General features: G+C 36.1%; 15 protein-coding genes and 1 riboswitch. Of the genes, 6 read left to right on the top strand and 9 right to left on the bottom strand.

Going from position 1 to position 17,679, the window contains the following annotated elements; genetic code table 11:
• Positions 1-80: 80 nt before the first annotated feature.
• A riboswitch (TPP riboswitch) is annotated at positions 81-189 on the bottom strand.
• Positions 190-300: 111 nt separating this feature from the next.
• A complete protein-coding gene (locus LV704_RS10530; protein ID WP_163420330.1) occupies positions 301-2,772 on the top strand; it encodes an ATP-binding protein in 2,472 nt (823 codons plus the stop codon).
• Here LV704_RS10530 and LV704_RS10525 read toward each other — a convergent pair.
• From LV704_RS10525 to LV704_RS10495, 7 genes are all read right to left on the bottom strand, one after another.
• A complete protein-coding gene (locus LV704_RS10525; RefSeq protein WP_163420332.1) occupies positions 2,747-4,096 on the bottom strand; it encodes a sigma-54 dependent transcriptional regulator in 1,350 nt (449 codons plus the stop codon). The two genes, LV704_RS10530 and LV704_RS10525, sit on opposite strands and share 26 nt — an antisense overlap.
• A gap of 136 nt (positions 4,097-4,232) precedes the next feature.
• Positions 4,233-4,538 carry a hypothetical protein gene (locus LV704_RS10520; protein ID WP_163420334.1) on the bottom strand — a complete coding sequence of 102 codons (306 nt, stop codon included), beginning with the start codon at positions 4,536-4,538 and terminating at the stop codon, positions 4,233-4,235.
• A 692-nt stretch (positions 4,539-5,230) separates the two neighbouring features.
• Complete coding sequence (locus tag LV704_RS10515; RefSeq protein WP_163420336.1) at positions 5,231-6,769, bottom strand: DUF4301 family protein; 1,539 nt, start codon at positions 6,767-6,769, stop codon at positions 5,231-5,233.
• A gap of 3 nt (positions 6,770-6,772) precedes the next feature.
• Positions 6,773-7,330: an AAA family ATPase gene (locus LV704_RS10510; RefSeq protein ID WP_163420338.1), complete on the bottom strand. Its 558-nt coding sequence runs from the start codon at positions 7,328-7,330 to the stop codon at positions 6,773-6,775.
• Positions 7,285-7,923, bottom strand: a complete 639-nt coding sequence (gene pnuC / locus LV704_RS10505; protein ID WP_163420341.1) for a nicotinamide riboside transporter PnuC — start codon at positions 7,921-7,923, stop codon at positions 7,285-7,287. The genes LV704_RS10510 and pnuC overlap by 46 nt, the downstream gene beginning before the upstream one ends.
• On the bottom strand, positions 7,907-8,167 hold the full coding sequence (locus tag LV704_RS10500) for a YkoF family thiamine/hydroxymethylpyrimidine-binding protein (protein ID WP_163420343.1): 261 nt from the start codon (positions 8,165-8,167) through the stop codon (positions 7,907-7,909). The genes pnuC and LV704_RS10500 overlap by 17 nt, the downstream gene beginning before the upstream one ends.
• A 46-nt stretch (positions 8,168-8,213) precedes the next feature.
• Complete coding sequence (locus tag LV704_RS10495) at positions 8,214-8,855, bottom strand: 4'-phosphopantetheinyl transferase superfamily protein (RefSeq protein ID WP_163420346.1); 642 nt, start codon at positions 8,853-8,855, stop codon at positions 8,214-8,216.
• Between the two features lie 74 nt (positions 8,856-8,929).
• On the opposite strand from LV704_RS10495, the gene ahcY reads away from it, so the two are divergent.
• Together ahcY and LV704_RS10485 are read left to right on the top strand one after the other, a co-directional pair.
• Positions 8,930-10,246, top strand: a complete 1,317-nt coding sequence (ahcY, locus tag LV704_RS10490; protein ID WP_163420348.1) for an adenosylhomocysteinase — start codon at positions 8,930-8,932, stop codon at positions 10,244-10,246.
• Between the two features lie 90 nt (positions 10,247-10,336).
• On the top strand, positions 10,337-11,440 hold the full coding sequence (locus LV704_RS10485) for an SDR family oxidoreductase (protein WP_163420349.1): 1,104 nt from the start codon (positions 10,337-10,339) through the stop codon (positions 11,438-11,440).
• Positions 11,441-11,500: 60 nt separating this feature from the next.
• Here LV704_RS10485 and LV704_RS10480 read toward each other — a convergent pair whose 3' ends face one another.
• Together LV704_RS10480 and LV704_RS10475 are read right to left on the bottom strand one after the other, a co-directional pair.
• Positions 11,501-12,256 carry a LytTR family DNA-binding domain-containing protein gene (locus tag LV704_RS10480; RefSeq protein WP_163420351.1) on the bottom strand — a complete coding sequence of 252 codons (756 nt, stop codon included), beginning with the start codon at positions 12,254-12,256 and terminating at the stop codon, positions 11,501-11,503.
• 1 nt (position 12,257) lies between these two features.
• The gene (locus LV704_RS10475) at positions 12,258-13,334 is read right to left on the bottom strand and encodes a sensor histidine kinase (protein ID WP_163420352.1); all 1,077 of its coding nucleotides are present in this window, start codon (positions 13,332-13,334) and stop codon (positions 12,258-12,260) included.
• A 246-nt stretch (positions 13,335-13,580) separates the two neighbouring features.
• On the opposite strand from LV704_RS10475, the gene LV704_RS10470 reads away from it, so the two are divergent.
• From LV704_RS10470 to LV704_RS10460, 3 genes are all read left to right on the top strand, one after another.
• On the top strand, positions 13,581-15,965 hold the full coding sequence (locus LV704_RS10470) for a TonB-dependent receptor (RefSeq protein ID WP_163420353.1): 2,385 nt from the start codon (positions 13,581-13,583) through the stop codon (positions 15,963-15,965).
• Between the two features lie 21 nt (positions 15,966-15,986).
• Positions 15,987-16,403, top strand: a complete 417-nt coding sequence (locus tag LV704_RS10465) for a hypothetical protein (protein ID WP_163420354.1) — start codon at positions 15,987-15,989, stop codon at positions 16,401-16,403.
• Positions 16,404-16,562: 159 nt separating this feature from the next.
• Positions 16,563-17,675, top strand: a complete 1,113-nt coding sequence (locus LV704_RS10460) for an alanine racemase (RefSeq protein ID WP_163420355.1) — start codon at positions 16,563-16,565, stop codon at positions 17,673-17,675.
• Positions 17,676-17,679 lie beyond the last annotated feature (4 nt).

Raw genomic sequence — 17,679 nt, 5'->3', positions numbered from 1 at the left:
TCGTAAAAATGTTACGAATAAAAGGGGCCATTATTCTTGTTAAAAAATGGTTTTTGTTTCAAAAGAAACATAGAAATTCCAAGTGCGCTACGCGCAATCCCTTGGCAGCATTACCCGCCCAGGTTCATTGGGTATAATCTCAGCTTTATCCTGAAAAAAATTCAGGACTTAGCACCCCTTTGAGATGGCGCAAATGTAGTTCCTCAAATTCATTTTTCATAGAAAAAAAGCGTGTTAATTAACTTTTCCCAACAATCTTTCTCATGTACCATTTCGTATATATTAGGAATAACACTTTATATGTACCCCACATCTAAACGAAGATTTACCTTAAAGATAATTTCGAGCTATTTAGTTTTAGGTATAGTGGCCCTCTTGGCCTCAGTTTTTATTTATTCCGAATTTAAAAAATATAATGCTTCTCAAAATAAAGAAGAGGATAACATCAAGTTATTGAAGACAAATTCATTGCTCACTGATATCTATGAAGCAGAAAACTTGTCAAAACTGGCCTTACAGAGCAAGAAAAGGAGCAATCTAAAAGCATATGCGCAAAAGGTAGACTCCATATTCAACTCTATAGATAGCTTGAAGCTTTTGACCACAAATGGCAATCAGGTCGTTAAATTGGATAGTGTTCAAAAGTTATTGCAACAAAAGGTTTACAACAACGCCGAATTACGAAAATTAAAGGTAAAGAATGAAAATAGTGCTCCCATTGACTCTTTATTGAAAAAGTTTAACAAAATGGAAGTGGATTTGGGAAGAATAACCCCAGAAACCTTCGTTCCCAATTTTGAACAGCTTTCGCCTGAAACCCAGAAATCCATTAGGGAATATGTAGCAATATTGAACAAAAACATTCCCAAAGACCCCAATGAAGGTACCACCAACACAGATATAGATTCTGTATTGCAGCTATCTAAATCCATCTTAGAGCAGGCCAAAACCAAAAATGCAAGAATTGAACGTTCCTTGGTTGATAAGGAGCTTCAGATTTACAAGGCAGATCTAGAGCTATCCCAAAAGCTTAGGAGCATGATCTCGGCTTTTGAACAAGAAATTATTATGAGTGCCTACCAAGACAATCTAAACAAGCAAGAGGTTTTAAAAACAAGCATCCAATTAACCATTGCAGCAGTTGTATTGGGTTTCCTTTTTGTCTGTCTTTTTACTTTTTTAATCACTAAAGATTTTTGGAAGGTACAGCAATACCGTCAGCAGTTGGAAAAAGAAAAGAAGTACTCTGAATCCCTTTTGAAAAGTAGAGAACAATTGATTTCAACTGTCAGTCATGATTTAAGAACACCTTTAAACACTATTAGCGGATATACAGAGTTAATGGAGCACAGCAACTTGGATGGCAAACAATTGCAATATTTGAAAAATGTAAAATCTGCTTCAAAATACGTTGATGATTTGGTCAATGACCTTTTGGATTTTTCAAAGTTGGAAGCGGGAAGAATCCAAATGGAAAAAGTCCCTTATGTACTTTCTCATCTAATTGTAGAAACGGCTTCCAATTTTCAAGAAATCTATCATAAAAAAGACATCGAACTTAAATTGGAAATTGCCGAAGAATTAGGGATTCCAATTATTGGAGACCCATTTAGAGTGCGTCAAATACTAACCAATCTCCTTGGCAACGCCTTTAAATTTACCCATAAAGGTTATGTGAAGGTAAAAGCTAGTACCAAAGAAATTGCTGGTGAACCATTTATTGACATCATGGTTGTTGATACCGGTATTGGAATTGAGCAGGAAAAACAAGAACTCATATTTAAAGAGTTTACACAAGCTGGGGATTCAATCGAAAAAAAATATGGAGGTTACGGACTGGGCTTGACCATTTCTAAAAAATTGACACAATTACTGGAGGGTACTTTACATTTAGATAGCAAAGAAAATGAAGGAAGTACTTTTACACTTTCCCTACCCTTGGAGTTCTCAAATACAGAAATTCCGGTCCAGAAGATACTGAAGCCCAATCATAAAAGCCATCATCTGTCACTCCTGATATTTGATGATGATGAAACATTATTGGGGCTATTGGCAGAAGTGTGCCAAATGCATGCAATCCCCATCAGAGCCTTTTCAAGTTTTGAGGATCTAGATAATATAGATGATTTTCAATATGATATTGTTTTGACAGATATACAAATGCCTACAGTGGATGGGTTTGAGGTTGTTAAAAGATTACAAAGTGGAAATTATGGACACTATAAAAATCAACCCATAATTGCCATGACGGGCCAAAAAAATTTGGACAAAAGTTTTTACACGGATGCCGGGTTCTCTGAAGTGCTCCAAAAACCCTTTTCTCGTATGATTCTGTTAGATGTGCTTGGAAGCACTCTAAATTCTTCTGGATCCTATTCTTTTCGGAATTCTTTACAAAGCAAATCACAAAAATCAAATTCTGAATTGTTCAGTATTGAAACAATCTCTTCCTTTTTAGATAGTTCTCAAGGAGTATATGAGGTTTTGGATAGTTTTCTGGAAAACACAAAGGATAACATGAATTTGCTTTCTATTGCCATTGAAAACAGAAACTACAGTGAAGTAAGGTCCATTTCACATAAAATGTTGCCCATGTTCCGACAATTAAAAGCGGACAACACAATACCAACATTGGAAAAATTTGAGCACATTTCTGATGATGCCAAACACAAGAAAAACCTTCAAGATTTTGAAAAACTAAAACTCGCCATTTCAAATTTAGAGGAAGCGATAAGCTCTTTTTTAACTACACTTCCAATTGATATTGATTGATTTTGTTGTAAAGGGTTTTCCTTGTTATCTGTAAAAGTTTGGCAGCCTTACTCTTATTAAAGTTAGTCTGCTTCAAAGCGCTGAGAATTTTTTCTTTCTCATAATTGGATTTGGAAAACCTGGATTCTGATGACACCTCTGAAGAAATGCCCAATCTTTTAGGAATTGAACTTGAAATTACTGTATCTCCATCTGAAAATAACACAGCTCGTTTTATCACATTTTTTAACTCCCTAAGATTACCCGGCCATGAATAATTTTGGAACGTTTGCTTAACCTCATCAGAAAAACTTAATACATTCTTATTGAGTTCTTCATTTGCCCTGTCCAAAAAATAATTGGCAAAGAGCAATAGATCTTCAATTCGTTCCTGTAGCGAAGGTATCTCAATGGAAAATTCATTTAATCTATGATACAGGTCTTCCCTAAAAGTTCCTTTGTCAACAGCTTCCAATAAATCTTCATTTGTGGCAGTGATTATTCGTATATCTACAGTAATCTCTTTTGTGCTACCAACTCGTTTAATTTTTCGTTCTTGAAGCGCCCTTAGTAGTTGGACTTGATTTTCATAAGAAAGATTTCCAATTTCATCCAAAAAAAGTGTGCCTCCATTGGCAGCCTCAAAATGACCCACTTTGTCTTCAACAGCTCCCGTAAAACTCCCTTTTAGGTGGCCAAAAAATTCGCTTGTAGCTATCTCTTTTGGTATTGCTCCGCAATCCACAGCAACAAAATTTTGATTACTTCGCTTACTTTTATCATGAATAGCTTTAGCGGTTACCTCTTTTCCTGTTCCACTCTCTCCAGTTATTAAAACTGACATATTGGTAGGTGCAACCAAATCTATATACTGCTGTAACTTTCTGGAAACCTCACTTATTCCAATAATAATACTTGATTTCTTTTTATTGGTATGCTTTGCATTTTCATTTTTAGAATCCGAACGCTCTATTTTTTTCTGTGTCTCCGTATGCAGCGCATTCTTAATTACCGTTAAGATATTTTCTGGGGTAAAGGGTTTGGAAATATAGTCGAATGCGCCTTTTTTCATAGCACTTACCGCGGTTTTTACCTCGGCATAACCTGTCATTAAAATAACTTGAGTTTTAGGGGAATCGGTCTTTATTGCCGAAAGCAATGCTACCCCATCTCCTTCAGGTAGTCTTACATCTGATAGTATTACATCAAAAAAAGAAGTCTTTAATTCCTTTTTGGCTTCATGAACGGTAAAGCTTGTGGAAATGTCAAAATCATGCTTGGTCAAAAACTTTTGAAGCATTTGACAGAAAGCGGTATCATCCTCAATGATTAAGATTTTGGGCATATCTCAGTATCTAATATACGATACTGAACTAGGATGGGACTTCAAGTGCATTGTAAAATTATCATAAAAAGGAGAGGCCCGCCAATGCAGACCTCTCCTTAACCAAACTAACCTAACACGATTAATCAAATTTGTACTAAATCTCTATCCAATTTCCTTCACCATCGGCATATAAAGTACCTGAAGTACCGTCTTCCAATGACAATTCCAATTTGAATTGATTTGATTCATTTTTATAAGCCTTATTAACAGTAGCTGTTGGGTAATCTTTGGCAACAGCAGCAGCAACAGCTTCAGGAAGGTCGGATACGCTTATTTCCTCAAAATCCTGTGTTGAACTTACTACTGTAGTTTCGTCTGCTTGTAGTTCAGCAGTTTCTTCTTGGGCGATAGCTGTTAAACCAACAAAAGATAAAACAGTTGCAAAAATCAATTTTCTCATGGTGTATTCTATTTTAAAAATTAAACTTGACTATCTATATGAAAATCTAGTGCCAGCATTCCAAATAGTTTTAAAATCAATTTAATTTATTGATAATCAATTTATTAAAAAATTATGTGATTGTAGTTTACTGTGTAATAGTGTGTAAGCAATGGTACAGGATGTATATTTTTTATACAAAAAAGGCTGCCTAAGCAGCCTTTTCAATGTTGCCAATATCTTAAAACCCATTCTATGGAGATAAGATTTAAAACGATATTGGCGGGAATGGACAACGCACGGTTAGTGTTCGCATAGCACCATCCAAGTTATTTTCTTTTCTTTCCCCTATACTCTTTATTCAAATAAGATGCCACCAAAAACACAGATAACACAAAGGATAGAATACTTATAATCAACACTATTTTATAAAGCATTATTTCGCATTTCTAGTTATTGGACACAACATCTTTGATTAGGTCACAAAAAAAGGTCGTACTATGTACGACCTTCAACCAAATCAACCAACCAAAATAATCTAGGCAACCACACCTAGATATACCTTTTATCTTTTTAGTAAAACCTTAAATTTTGCCTTTACCATACTATTTTGTTTTCGTATCTACAATTAAGACACATTTATAGTAGTTTGGTCACATTTAAAACAAAAAAGACCGCAATTGCGGTCTTTTTACAAGTGTATTTATTTCTTTTTATGCTTGATGCGTTGTCTTTAAAAGGTCGTTCACTGTTTTCACGGGGTTAAAAGTTACTAGTGGAACTTCTACAAAAATGGTGTTCCAAAAGGCCATGGCACCATTCCAAAGCCCTGGAAGCTCCAACGCCTTTAATTCTTTTCCTTCTTGGGTTTTCCCTGTTATAAAACCTTGTTTTGGGTCTACAAAGTCTAAAAGATTGTACTTTTCTCCTTTATAATTTCTAACGCCGCAGATTAAATCTACTGGGTTAAAATGTGTTGAATTCTTTAGTATGGCAGCTTGTTCCTCATTTTCCATATCTATTTGTGCGGATTCTATAATCTGAAGCGAAACATTTCCTTCCGTACTGTTTATCCAAAATGGACCTCCTCCCGGCTCTCCTTCATTTTTAACCATTCCGCATACTCTAACTGGTCTATTTATTTTTTCTCTAAGGATTGAAAGCTGCTCTTCAAAACCCATTTGATCATAGTTTTCTGAGAAACGTACATTCAACTCTTGTTCCAGAAAGCTTTTTATTTCCTCAATCTGTTCAGAAGAAATGGTATCGTTGTCAATTGCCTTGGCATATTCAAATGCTTTGGATTGCGCTTTCAACAATACTCCTGCCAACATTTTTTTGCTATCCGAAACGGTTTCCAAATTCTTATCAATCACCACATTATCAATATTTTTGATAAAAACGACATCAGCATCTTGGTCATTCAAATTTTCAATCAACGCCCCATGTCCTCCCGGTCTAAAAAGAATTGAACCATCGTTATTTTTAAAAGGTTTGTTCTCCACATCCACAGCAATAGTATCTGTAGATGGCTTTTGATTAGAATAAGAAATCCTAAACTCGGTATCCGTAGCACTTGAAATATTTGGGCTTACTTCTGAATGCTCTTTTTTGAACATTTCATCATGTTGTTCTGATATGGTAAAATGAAGATTGGCCTTTCCATTTGTTTTTCCATACAGTGCTGCTTCCTTTAGGTGCTCCTGAAACGGCGTGGCACTATAAGAACCATATTTATGAAAGGGCAGTAATCCTTTGGGGTAGAAGCCATAATTTAAGCCATCTGCCACCAACATTTCCTTTACAAACAAATATGCTTTCTCATCTTCGTTAGCGGCTTTTCCCGCAATCCTATCCATAATCAATTCATAGAAAGGTAAACTGGACATCTTCTCCGTAAACTGCTTTACTGCTTTATCTCCAGTCCGGTCAATGTATTCGGAAAGTGATTCTTTTGAATGATCATAAACCTCCACAAAATTGAACATGGCCTTGAACATACGGGATGCAGCTCCAGATGCTGGCACAAATTTTAAAAGCTCCAATGTTCCGCGAGAATCTTCAAAGTACTGAATCAAATCGGCTTGTTCCGTTTCTGAAAACCTTAAAATTCCATCTGAAACAACAGCTGCCTTAACGAGTTTTACAAATGGAATTCCTTCTTTAAATGTTTCAATTTGATTGAACACCTTTTCTTTGGAAATTCCTTTTTTTTCCAGTTGTTCTATGTCTTTTTGACTTAAATCGATCATGTTCTAGAGGAGTTTATCAATGTGTTGGATTGCTGTTGAAAGTCGCTGTACCTTATCTCCCTTTAAAATAACAAAATTCCTATCATATTTCTCCAAGGTTTCTTTAAAATAAGTAAACATTTGTTCCCGTTCATTGGGCTTATCACGCAAATCATCCGCTTCCCAAGGAGTATCTATATAAGTTAAGAAGTAAATGTCATATGTATTCTGCAAAGCGTATTTTTCAAGGATTGGGTCACAATTGCCTATATAATACGCTTCTGAATATACCTTGGTTTCTAACAAATCGGTATCACAAATAAGCAAATCGATTGCCTTTTTGGTCAGTTCATTTTCCAAGCGAATTTGCCCCTCAGCAATTGGAAGCAAGTCTTGTGGTTCACAAGTCTTGCGCTCATTGTTCCATTTATTTTGCAAATACTCCCTAGCATACTCCGGTACCCAAACGGTATTGTAATGTCTGGCCAATTGTTGTGAAATGGTCGTTTTTCCTGTGGATTCAGGACCAAATAAAACTACTTTAACAAGGTCTGAGGGCTCTTGCCCAAGCTTTTTTTCCATAAAACATAGGCTTGTATTGCCAAGATGGTAAAAATAAAATATTGTAGTGATAACATCCCCCAACCTCTATAGGCATATAGTGGAACTGTTATTATGTCGGCTATAATCCAAAGCGTCCAATTTTCAAGTTTCTTTTTGGCCATATACCACATGCCCGTAAAGAATAATCCTGATGTGAAAATGTCAATATAGTTTGAATTTTCAATGGTAATTCCAGAAGCTTTATAGACTAGGTACGTAATTGCCATGGTCAATAAAAACAGTCCGAAACCAATGATTTTTTCTTTGGTATTTGTTCTAGAAATTTTGACAACTTTTTCATTGTTCTTTTTTCTTGCCCAATTCCACCATCCATAAATACTCATTATGGAAAAGTAGAAGTTCATCATCATATCTCCATAAAGGTCATCCTTCAATAGAAGATATACGGAAATTATTGTGGCTATTAACCCGGTTGGATATACTAATATATTTTCCTGTTTTGCAAACCAAACACTTGCAATGCCAGTAACAAAAACTATAGCCTCTAAGAGAATTACATAGGTTTCCTTATTGCGGTAGGCATCAAGGAAAAAATCAAAAATGTGGCTCATACTCGCTTCGGTCAGATTTTACAATCTTCATGCTCAACACTACATGTTCTAGATTTTTAAAGGTTTCCTTTACTTCATTTCGAAGTAATTCCATAACCTTATCGTATTCACCATAAACTTGGGTACTCAACGGGTTCTCTAGGACGGTAAGATTTGATGCTCGCAATTTTTTGATGAATTCTATAATTGGAGGTTCAAAATTATCTTGAAGCGGAGTCAATGTAAGCTCTACGGATATGTTCATGGATTATGCAAAATTTTTAAGAACAAAGCTAGTGAAAAGGAAACTTTCAACTGCCCATTAATTTGAGCGCATAGGCACATGTAAACCCTTCAAATTCTAAAAATTCAACATCATAATGTGATTTGTTTCCTTCATAAAGAATTTCTGCCACGGTTCTCTTATCTTCAAATGTAAAATCCATGACATCTATATGTCGCAAAAAGCTAAGTCCCTTTTGGGCATAAATCTTGTAAAGAGACTCCTTTGCTCCCCAAACCATGGTTAATTTTCTAATTATTGCGTCTGTATTGGCTAACGTTCTATATTCTTGTATGGGTGTAAACTTATGGGCAATTCGAAGAATTTTGTCCCGTTGCATTTCAATATCGATTCCTACTTCATCCGTTTCGCTCACAATAATACCAGTAAAATTATGGGAATGGGTTATAGAAATATGATTACCGTCTTTTAAATGCGGTTTGCCCATTTCATCATAGAATAAATCGCTGTCCGTATATCCTGATAGCGCTAAAAGATGACGAATACTTAAGAATGCTTTTCGGTGAGCTTCAGATTTCATGCCATCCATGCGGTTTTGACAATGAGGTGTAAGCACAATTCCTTCAGATAATTCATCTTCAGGCTCTGTAACCTTCCAAAGGTATGCGGAGGTAGTTGGTGAAACTGTTATGGTTTTGTAAATGGGCACGGCTAATATTTAAGTTATTTGTACCTTTGCAGACTGCATAAACGAAGCTACAAAAGTAAATTAACAATAAAGATATGAGCACAAAAACAATTCCTTACGTACCTTTTAAGGTAAAGGATATTTCTCTAGCGGATTGGGGGCGAAAAGAAATTGAACTTGCAGAAGCGGAAATGCCCGGTCTTATGGCATTACGAAAGGAGTACAAGGATGAACAACCTCTAAAAGGCACACGAATTGCCGGTTGTTTGCATATGACCATTCAAACTGCAGTTTTAATTGAAACTTTGGTTGAATTAGGAGCGGATGTTACTTGGAGTTCTTGTAATATTTTCTCTACCCAAGATCACGCTGCTGCCGCAATAGCTGCTGCAGGAATTCCGGTCTATGCGTGGAAAGGAATGAATGAAGAAGAGTTTGACTGGTGCATTGAGCAAACGTTGTTCTTTGGCGAAGACAGACAACCATTAAACATGATTTTGGACGATGGTGGGGATCTAACCAATATGGTTTTGGATCAATACCCTGAGTTGGCCGGAGCAATCAAAGGACTTTCTGAAGAAACTACCACTGGAGTACACCGTTTGTACGAAAGAGTAAAAAATGGTACACTCCCCATGCCAGCAATCAATGTAAACGATTCTGTCACCAAATCTAAGTTTGATAACAAGTACGGTTGTAAAGAAAGTGCTGTGGATGCCATTCGTCGTGCCACCGATACCATGTTAGCTGGAAAAAAGGTCGTGGTTGCCGGTTATGGTGATGTTGGCAAAGGAACTGCCGCTTCTTTTAGAGGTGCTGGTGCCGTTGTTACCGTTACCGAAATTGACCCCATCTGTGCATTGCAAGCATGTATGGATGGCTATGAAGTAAAACGACTGGAAACCGTTATTGGCAAAGCTGATGTAGTTATTACCACAACTGGGAATAAAGATATTATCCGTGAGGAACACTTCAGAGCTCTAAAGGACAAAGCTATTGTTTGTAACATTGGGCATTTTGACAATGAAATAGATATGGCCTGGTTGAATGGAACCTATGGCAACACAAAAGATGAAATAAAACCTCAGGTCGATAAATACACCATTGATGGTAAAGACGTTATCATTTTGGCAGAAGGCCGATTGGTAAACCTTGGTTGCGCCACTGGCCATCCTAGTTTTGTAATGAGTAATTCTTTCACCAATCAAACCTTAGCACAAATTGAGCTTTGGAAGAACAGTGACAAGTACGATAATGATGTATACATGCTTCCAAAACATTTGGATGAAAAGGTTGCTAAGTTACATTTGGCTCGTTTAGGTGCTGAACTTACGGAACTTAAGGAATATCAAGCAGAATATATTGGCGTAACTGTTGAAGGCCCATATAAACCAGAATATTATAGATATTAACCTTTTTTAGGTTAAATTCAAGAATAAACCCTTGCAATTGTGCGAGGGTTTATTTTTTGATGCGATATTTACAATAACAACGATTACTGTATGAACATTATCTTAACAGGGGCTACAGGAACATTAGGGTCACAAGTACTTTTTTCTATACTAGAAAGTAGGTTTGAGTCTTTGGAAAAGATATACTTGATCGTTCGCAAGAAAAACTTGGTCTCACCTGAGGCACGGGTTTCCAAAATGCTCGAGAGCAATGTAGTTTCAGAATTTATACGTGAACATAAAACTGAAATAGCTGAAAAAATTCAAGTCATTTCCGCACAACAGATACTTGAACCTAGCACTTTTCTACAAAAAAGTAAAAAATACCATTTTATACATTCAGCGGGTTATGTAAACCTATCCATAGACCCAGACAGTAAGGAAGAGATTTTTAAAGAAAACCTCACCTTTACAGAGGACATATTCAAAGCCTACACGCCATACCTCACTAAATTTATCTATATAAGCACTGCATTTTCAATTGGAAAATTAAGCGGAATTCTAAATGACAATTATGTGACTACGGAGCAGAATGATTACCGCAATTATTATGAAGCTTCAAAACATGCTGCAGAAAAATTTTTGGTAAAAGCAGGGAAGTTATCAAACATTCCTATTCAAATCTTAAGACCAAGTGTGTTGGGTGGAAATATACTTGACAAGCCAAGTTTCTTTATTTCCAAATACATGGTATTTTATCTTTTTGCCAAGTTCTTCTATCGAAACACCTCCATTGATGCCGTGCGCATACAAGCAAATATGGACAGTAAGCTTAATATCATTCCCACGGATTATGCTGCAAAAGTGATTGCCAAAGTATTCGATACCGATGTGGAACAGCTTAATATTGTCAATTCAGAAGGCACAAACATCTTTAATGGAATTGCCAAAATTTTAGAGACGGTCAACTTTAAAAATTTTAAACTTACACAAGAGCTAATGGATACTGCTTCAGAGTTTGAAAGCTCTTTAGAGCAATTTTATTATGAGACCATTGGTGTTCATCTAACTCCTTATCTAACTTCAAAACCCTATGAATGGGATACTACTTTGTTAGAAAGTATTCTTCCCATACCTAAATATAACCTGGAAGATTATTTGGTGTCCACTGTTGAGTTTGCTAAAACCAACGGGTTTCGGAATCAACGATGGTAAGCTTATTGCTTATACTCATGGTTTATTCTAAGAAGAAAATGGTAGTTTAATTGCCACGGTTTACATATCCAACCAACGCTTAAAATTAGTGGTACGTTCCCTTGAAACAACTATCTGTTCTTCCTCTTTGGGCAGCAACTTTAAAAGCAATCGACTATTAAAATAACTATGAATTTCAACAACTGCTTTCACAGAAACCATAAACTTGCGATTGATTCTAAAAAAATGAATTGGATTTAAAATGTTCTCCAACTGATCAATAGTATATTCAATGGGATAAGACTGTCCGGTATGTGTCTGCAAACAAATTAAACCTTCATGCGATTTAAAATACGCTATATCCTCTACATTGAAAGATCTAAACTGATTCCCAACCTTTACCATAAAACGATGCTTGTATTCCTTATGAAAAAGTTGTTTTAAATGCTCCAGATTATCGGTAGAAGTATTTCCATTTCGTGTGACGTTTTTCTTAAATTTTTCAAGAGCTGTTTTTAAATCACTTTTCACGATAGGTTTCAGTAAATAATCCACTCCATTATACTTGAATCCCCTGATAGCAAATTCATTATAGGCAGTAGTAAATATAACTGGAGGGTGATCGGTAACATCATCCAAAATATCAAATCCATAACCATCATTAAGTTGAATGTCCAAAAAAATCAAATCAGGACGATCATTCTTTTTGAACCATTTTACACCACTCTCAACAGAATTTAAAGTACCAATAACTTCTATTTCTGGCGCTAACTCTTCCACCAATTTCATCAATCGTTTGGTAGCAAACTCTTCATCCTCGATAATTACAGCTCTCATTTTAGGATACAGATATTAAATTGATTTCCTTGACTTCTTTATCCAATAATGGAATAATAACCTCAAAAGAATTAGTGTCTTCTCTCACCAAAACTGTTTTATTGGTATAATATGAATATCTTTTTTTAATGTTTTCTAGGCCAAGCCTTGTTGTCTTCTGTTTCAACTCTCTTTTTCTAAGATTGTTTTTAATGGCCAGTGCATTATTTTCAATAGAAGTAATGGAAATTTGTAAAGGTCTTTCTTTGGAATACAAATTATGCTTTAACGCATTTTCTATCAACATTTGTAAAGTCAATGTAGGAATCCAATACTGATCTGGAGAAACCCTGATGTCCGTTTCTATGACCACTGCATTTTTATGTCTTACTTCCATCATAAATACATAAGCATCTAAAAACCCTAATTCCTTTTGCAAGCTTACCAAATCCTCCTCTTTATTATCCAAAATATAACGGTAACTAGAAGCTAGTCTAGTCACAAAGTCAGAAGCCAAGTCCCGGTCTTCGTACATTAAGGACGTTAAGGTATTTAAACTGTTAAACAAAAAATGTGGGCTTATCTGGCTTTTTAGCGAAGAATATTTAGAGACTAACATTTCCCTCTTTAAATTTTCCATTTGTTCATCCATTTCTTCCTTTTGCTTCATTGAAAAATAGAACAGATTAAAAAATACCACCGTTGAACCTATTAAACCAGCTCTTAGAAAATCGCCCATAAACTCCACCTTGGGATCATCACAGTGAATGCCAATAGTCTCTCTGAATGGGAACAAGGCCAAGTAATAAATCACTGCACTTAATGGCAGTAATAACGCCATGGTCTGGGCATAAATTTTCAGACTATTTTTAAGGTTCAGCTTTCCATAATTACGTTCTCTTTTTATCAACCAGTCATTGAACTCCCAGGTGAGCATAAAAAAAAGAAAAGCTGTGCTGTAGTAGAAAATATTTGTAGGCGCAAAAAAAGTGTCTAGCTCTTCAACCTCATGATTTACAGTAGTTTTTATAAGAATATATACAACATTGACCACCATCCATCGGAACAAAAACTTTTTAACCGCTTTTTTCTTGAACATGCTTGTTGCCATTTGTTAAAGATACATAAGACACTATATCCTTTGCAATCTCATCACATCAACTGTCAAAAAAGGAATTGAACCGTAGCAAAACATTATTTAGTTGAATATGATCGTGAGCATATAGCACTATTCCCTTTCAAAATATCCTATAACACTTCAGTCCGCAAAAGAACATCTCAATATTTCTTCGTCTTTTTTACCAATTCATAGTTTCATCTTGGAAGAAAATCAAATAAACGTATCATGAAAAAAATCATTTTGATATTCGCTTTTCTTTGTACCGCAGTCGGCTTTTCGCAAACGGGAGTCATTAAAGGCATTGTTTTGGACAAACAATCAGAAGGTCCTTTGGTAGGAGCAACAGTAGAATTATTAGATCAACAAGCAGATACAGGAGTAATCACTGATCTTGATGGGAGATTCACAATCAAGGATGTTCCCGTGGGCAGACAAATAGTTCGAGTAAGTTATATAGGCTTTGAAAACACAACAATTCCAAACATAGAAGTAACCACTGGGAAGGATGTTTTATTGACTATTTCGTTAATTGAATCATTTAATCAGTTGGATGAAGTAATTGTTACCACCGAAACCAATAAAGATAGAGCAAACAACAAACTGGCCACTGTATCCGCCAGGCAATTTGGTGTTGAAGAAGTGACCCGATTCTCCGGAGGGCGCAGTGATGTTGGAAGGCTGGCCGCAAACTTTGCCGGGGTTTCAGCACCGGATGATAGCCGTAACGATATTGTTGTGCGCGGTAACTCTCCTACTGGTCTGCTTTGGCGCTTAGAAGGAATTCCAATCCCTAATCCAAATCACTTTGCAAGTTTTGGTACAACGGGTGGTCCGGTTTCAGCGGTAAATCCAAACCTACTGAAGAACTCAGATTTTATCACTTCGGCATTTCCATCAGAATATGGCAATGCTCTTGGAGGGGTTTTTGATCTTGGGTTTAGAAAAGGAAACATAGACGATTTTGAATTCTCCGCACAGGTTGGGGTTTTTACCGGAGTAGAAGCAATGGCCGAAGGTCCTATGGGCAGCAAAAATGGTTCTTTCCTGCTATCTGCCAGGTATTCCTTAGTCAGTTTGGTAGGCGGTGGTGCAGGGGGCACCTCAGCAACTCCTAATTATAGCGATGTTTCCTTCAATTTTGATTTTGGAAAAGGGAAGCTTGGAAGACTATCATTATTTGGAATCATTGGTACTTCTGACATTGAGTTTCTAGGGAATGATATTGATGAAGATGATCTTTTTGCAGCAGAAGATGAAAACGCATTTGTGGATTCTCAATTTGGGGTTATAGGATTGAAACATCAACTTCCAGTTGGTAAAAACTCGTTTTTAAGGACCATAGTAGCAGGATCCTATACTGGAAACAAGTTTACGGCAGATCGGCTTATTGACAAGGACACTTCCCAGGAACGCATTATTCTATATACAGAGGCGGACAATTCAGAATCTCGTGTTTCATTTTCAACCTTGTTCAATTCAAAGTTGAGCAACAGAGCCACATTGCGCACAGGGGTATTGGTTGAAGGCTATAAAATTGATGCCTTCAATAGAGACCGCGAAAAACAGCCAGATACGAATGGAGATGGTGACCCCGATTTATTCACTTTCCGAGATTTTGATGAAAACTTCACCATTTTTCAACCTTATATTCAGGGTCAGTTTCGCCTAACTGAAAAAATTACTTTTAATGCGGGAATGCATTCGCAATACAGCTCCTTGAACGAACAATTCGTATTTGAGCCTAGGGCTGCATTAAATTTTCAACTGGCTCCAAACCACAAACTAAATATTGGGTATGGTCTTCATCATCAATCTGTTCCTTTTCCTTTATTGTTTTTGAACGAAGAAGTCAACGGAGAACTAATACAGACCAATAGAAATCTTGACCTTGTTAGAAGCAATCACTATGTTTTGGGCTATGATGTAAAATTAGGGAATGATTGGCGAGGAAAAATTGAAGTGTACAACCAAGATATTGACAATGCCGCGATAGAATCTTTTCCTTCAAGCTATTCTTCTTTAACGGAAGGTGCTGATTTCGATTTTGATGATGATAAGGTTTCTTTAATTAATGGAGGTACTGGCTTTAATCGAGGAATTGAATTCACATTAGAAAAGTTTTTTAGCAACAGTTATTATGGTCTGCTTACGGGGTCATTTTATGAAAGTAAATATGAAGGCAGTGACGGTATTGAGCGTAATTCACCATTCAACAACGGCTATGTTGTAAATGCCTTGGCAGGTAAAGAATTTAGTTTGGGCGGAAAGAATAAAAACATACTATTTGTAGATTCTCGTTTAACCTTTTCAGGGGGTAGATATTATACGCCAGTGGATTTAGCCGCTTCTCAGCAAGCAGGCTTTGAGGTATTGCAGGATGATCTTGCTTTTAGCCAACAATATGACGACTATTTTAGGTGGGATGTTAAATTTGGAATTAAGCTCAACAGTAGAAACAAAAAACAGTCTCATCGCTTTTTTGTGGATTTACAAAACGTTACCGCCAATGAAAACATATTTGCAAGACGTTACAACCGTTTAACCAATAATGTTGATCAAATAGATCAGATTGGTTTCTTTCCGGATGTAGGCTATAAATTTCAGTTCTAAATACTGGCAAACAAGAATATCATGAAAAAGATTGGGGTTATTTTGCTAGTTTTAAGCATCATTTTAACAGCAATTATTTTGGCTAGAAACACTGAATCAGGTCCATATTTCTTGGATGAACAGTTTTCGGAAATTGTGGATTACATTCCAAAAAAGGATAAATCCAATAAAAGAATATCGGAAGTGAATGTGGACTGGCATTTAGATCATAGCCTTAGAACCATTAATAGGATTTGTGAAGCATTGGAACGTTCGAATCCAAATGAATTTAAATCAAATTTTAGTTGGTCAAGGATATTTGTTTTCACCTCGGCAATCATTCCACGGGGTGTTGCACAATCTCCTAAATCTGTTATTCCGCCAAAAGTAATTTTAACAGACAGTCTTTACCTTCAAATTGAAGAAGCCAAGGAAAATCTAAAAAAATTGAAGCTTTAAATGAAAAGGCACATTTTAAACATCCTTATTTCAATGTAATTGATAAAGGGCAAACCAAACGTTTTCTGAAAATACACACACAACATCACTTAAAAATTATAAAGGACATTTTAAAAGAATAAATAAAAAAGGAGTTTCTTCGCAAAAAGCAATCAAAAAATGACAAAGAATTGGTTCCAAATTCAAAATATTGAAACAGTTGATTCGCCGTCAATAGCCGTATATAAAAATCATTTGGATTATAATGTTCAAGAGATGATTTCTTTGGTCAATGGCGAAACACAAAGGTTAATGCCTCATATCAAAACCAACAAAATGCCAAAAGTTCTGGATATACTATTGGCTGTTGGAATATCTAATTTTAAAGCTTCAACCATCTCGGAAGCGGAAATAGCAGCAGAAGCAGGTGCTAATTCTGTTTTGATTTCGCATCAATTGGTTGGCCCTAAGGTGGACCGCTTTCTTTCTTTGGTAACACATTTTCCTAAAACCAATTTCTCTACAATTCTAGATTCTATCGAAGCTGCTGATCTGTTAAATAGAAAAGCTCTTGAAAATGGGTTGACTGTCAACTTTTACGTTGACATCAATAATGGAATGGATCGTTCAGGAATCAAAATAGGGTCCGGCCTAGATGAGCTTATGGTTTTTATTTCTGATTGCAAAGGTTTAGATTTTAAAGGATTACATGTGTATGATGGACATTTGAGGGATAATGATTTTTCTACACGAAGCGGAAAGATAGAAACCGGTTTGGAAGATGTAACTGCCTATTTCAACAACATAAAAAAAGTATTTTCTACAGCACAAATGATTTGTGGCGGAACTCCTTCGTTTACAACCCACCTATTACAAGAAAACCGAATTACCAGCCCTGGCACCTGTGTTTTATGGGATTGGGGGTATAGTGAAAAACTAACGGAACAGAACTTTAAGTATGCTGCACTGTTAGTAACACGAGTTATCTCAAAGCCCACTGAGGGGATTGTAACCCTAGACTTAGGTCACAAATCCGTAGCTCCAGAAAACCCTATTGATAAGCGAGTGAAGTTTCTAAATATTGACAATTACGAGCTTCTCTCACAAAGTGAAGAGCATGGTGTTCTCAAAGTTGATAATTGGAATAATCTAAAAATTGGAGATGTTTTATATGGCATTCCATATCACATTTGCCCAACTATAAACCTCCACGATGAAGTATCTGTAATCGAGGATGGATTAAAAGTAACGACCTGGGAAATTACCGCTAGAAAAAGAAAATTAAACTTTTAATCTG

The organism is Flagellimonas sp. CMM7 (assembly GCF_021390195.1).
Lineage (GTDB): Bacteria > Bacteroidota > Bacteroidia > Flavobacteriales > Flavobacteriaceae > Flagellimonas.
This window is presented reverse-complemented; position numbering and strand designations above follow the sequence as displayed.

Coding starts and splice junctions, on each gene's coding strand:
- LV704_RS10530 (WP_163420330.1), top strand. CDS start 301: ATGTACCCCACATCTAAACGAAGATTTACCTTAAAGATAATTTCGAGC.
- LV704_RS10525 (WP_163420332.1), bottom strand. CDS start 4,096: ATGCCCAAAATCTTAATCATTGAGGATGATACCGCTTTCTGTCAAATG.
- LV704_RS10520 (WP_163420334.1), bottom strand. CDS start 4,538: ATGAGAAAATTGATTTTTGCAACTGTTTTATCTTTTGTTGGTTTAACA.
- LV704_RS10515 (WP_163420336.1), bottom strand. CDS start 6,769: ATGATCGATTTAAGTCAAAAAGACATAGAACAACTGGAAAAAAAAGGA.
- LV704_RS10510 (WP_163420338.1), bottom strand. CDS start 7,330: ATGGAAAAAAAGCTTGGGCAAGAGCCCTCAGACCTTGTTAAAGTAGTT.
- pnuC (WP_163420341.1), bottom strand. CDS start 7,923: ATGAGCCACATTTTTGATTTTTTCCTTGATGCCTACCGCAATAAGGAA.
- LV704_RS10500 (WP_163420343.1), bottom strand. CDS start 8,167: ATGAACATATCCGTAGAGCTTACATTGACTCCGCTTCAAGATAATTTT.
- ahcY (WP_163420348.1), top strand. CDS start 8,930: ATGAGCACAAAAACAATTCCTTACGTACCTTTTAAGGTAAAGGATATT.
- LV704_RS10485 (WP_163420349.1), top strand. CDS start 10,337: ATGAACATTATCTTAACAGGGGCTACAGGAACATTAGGGTCACAAGTA.
- LV704_RS10480 (WP_163420351.1), bottom strand. CDS start 12,256: ATGAGAGCTGTAATTATCGAGGATGAAGAGTTTGCTACCAAACGATTG.
- LV704_RS10475 (WP_163420352.1), bottom strand. CDS start 13,334: ATGTTCAAGAAAAAAGCGGTTAAAAAGTTTTTGTTCCGATGGATGGTG.
- LV704_RS10470 (WP_163420353.1), top strand. CDS start 13,581: ATGAAAAAAATCATTTTGATATTCGCTTTTCTTTGTACCGCAGTCGGC.
- LV704_RS10465 (WP_163420354.1), top strand. CDS start 15,987: ATGAAAAAGATTGGGGTTATTTTGCTAGTTTTAAGCATCATTTTAACA.
- LV704_RS10460 (WP_163420355.1), top strand. CDS start 16,563: ATGACAAAGAATTGGTTCCAAATTCAAAATATTGAAACAGTTGATTCG.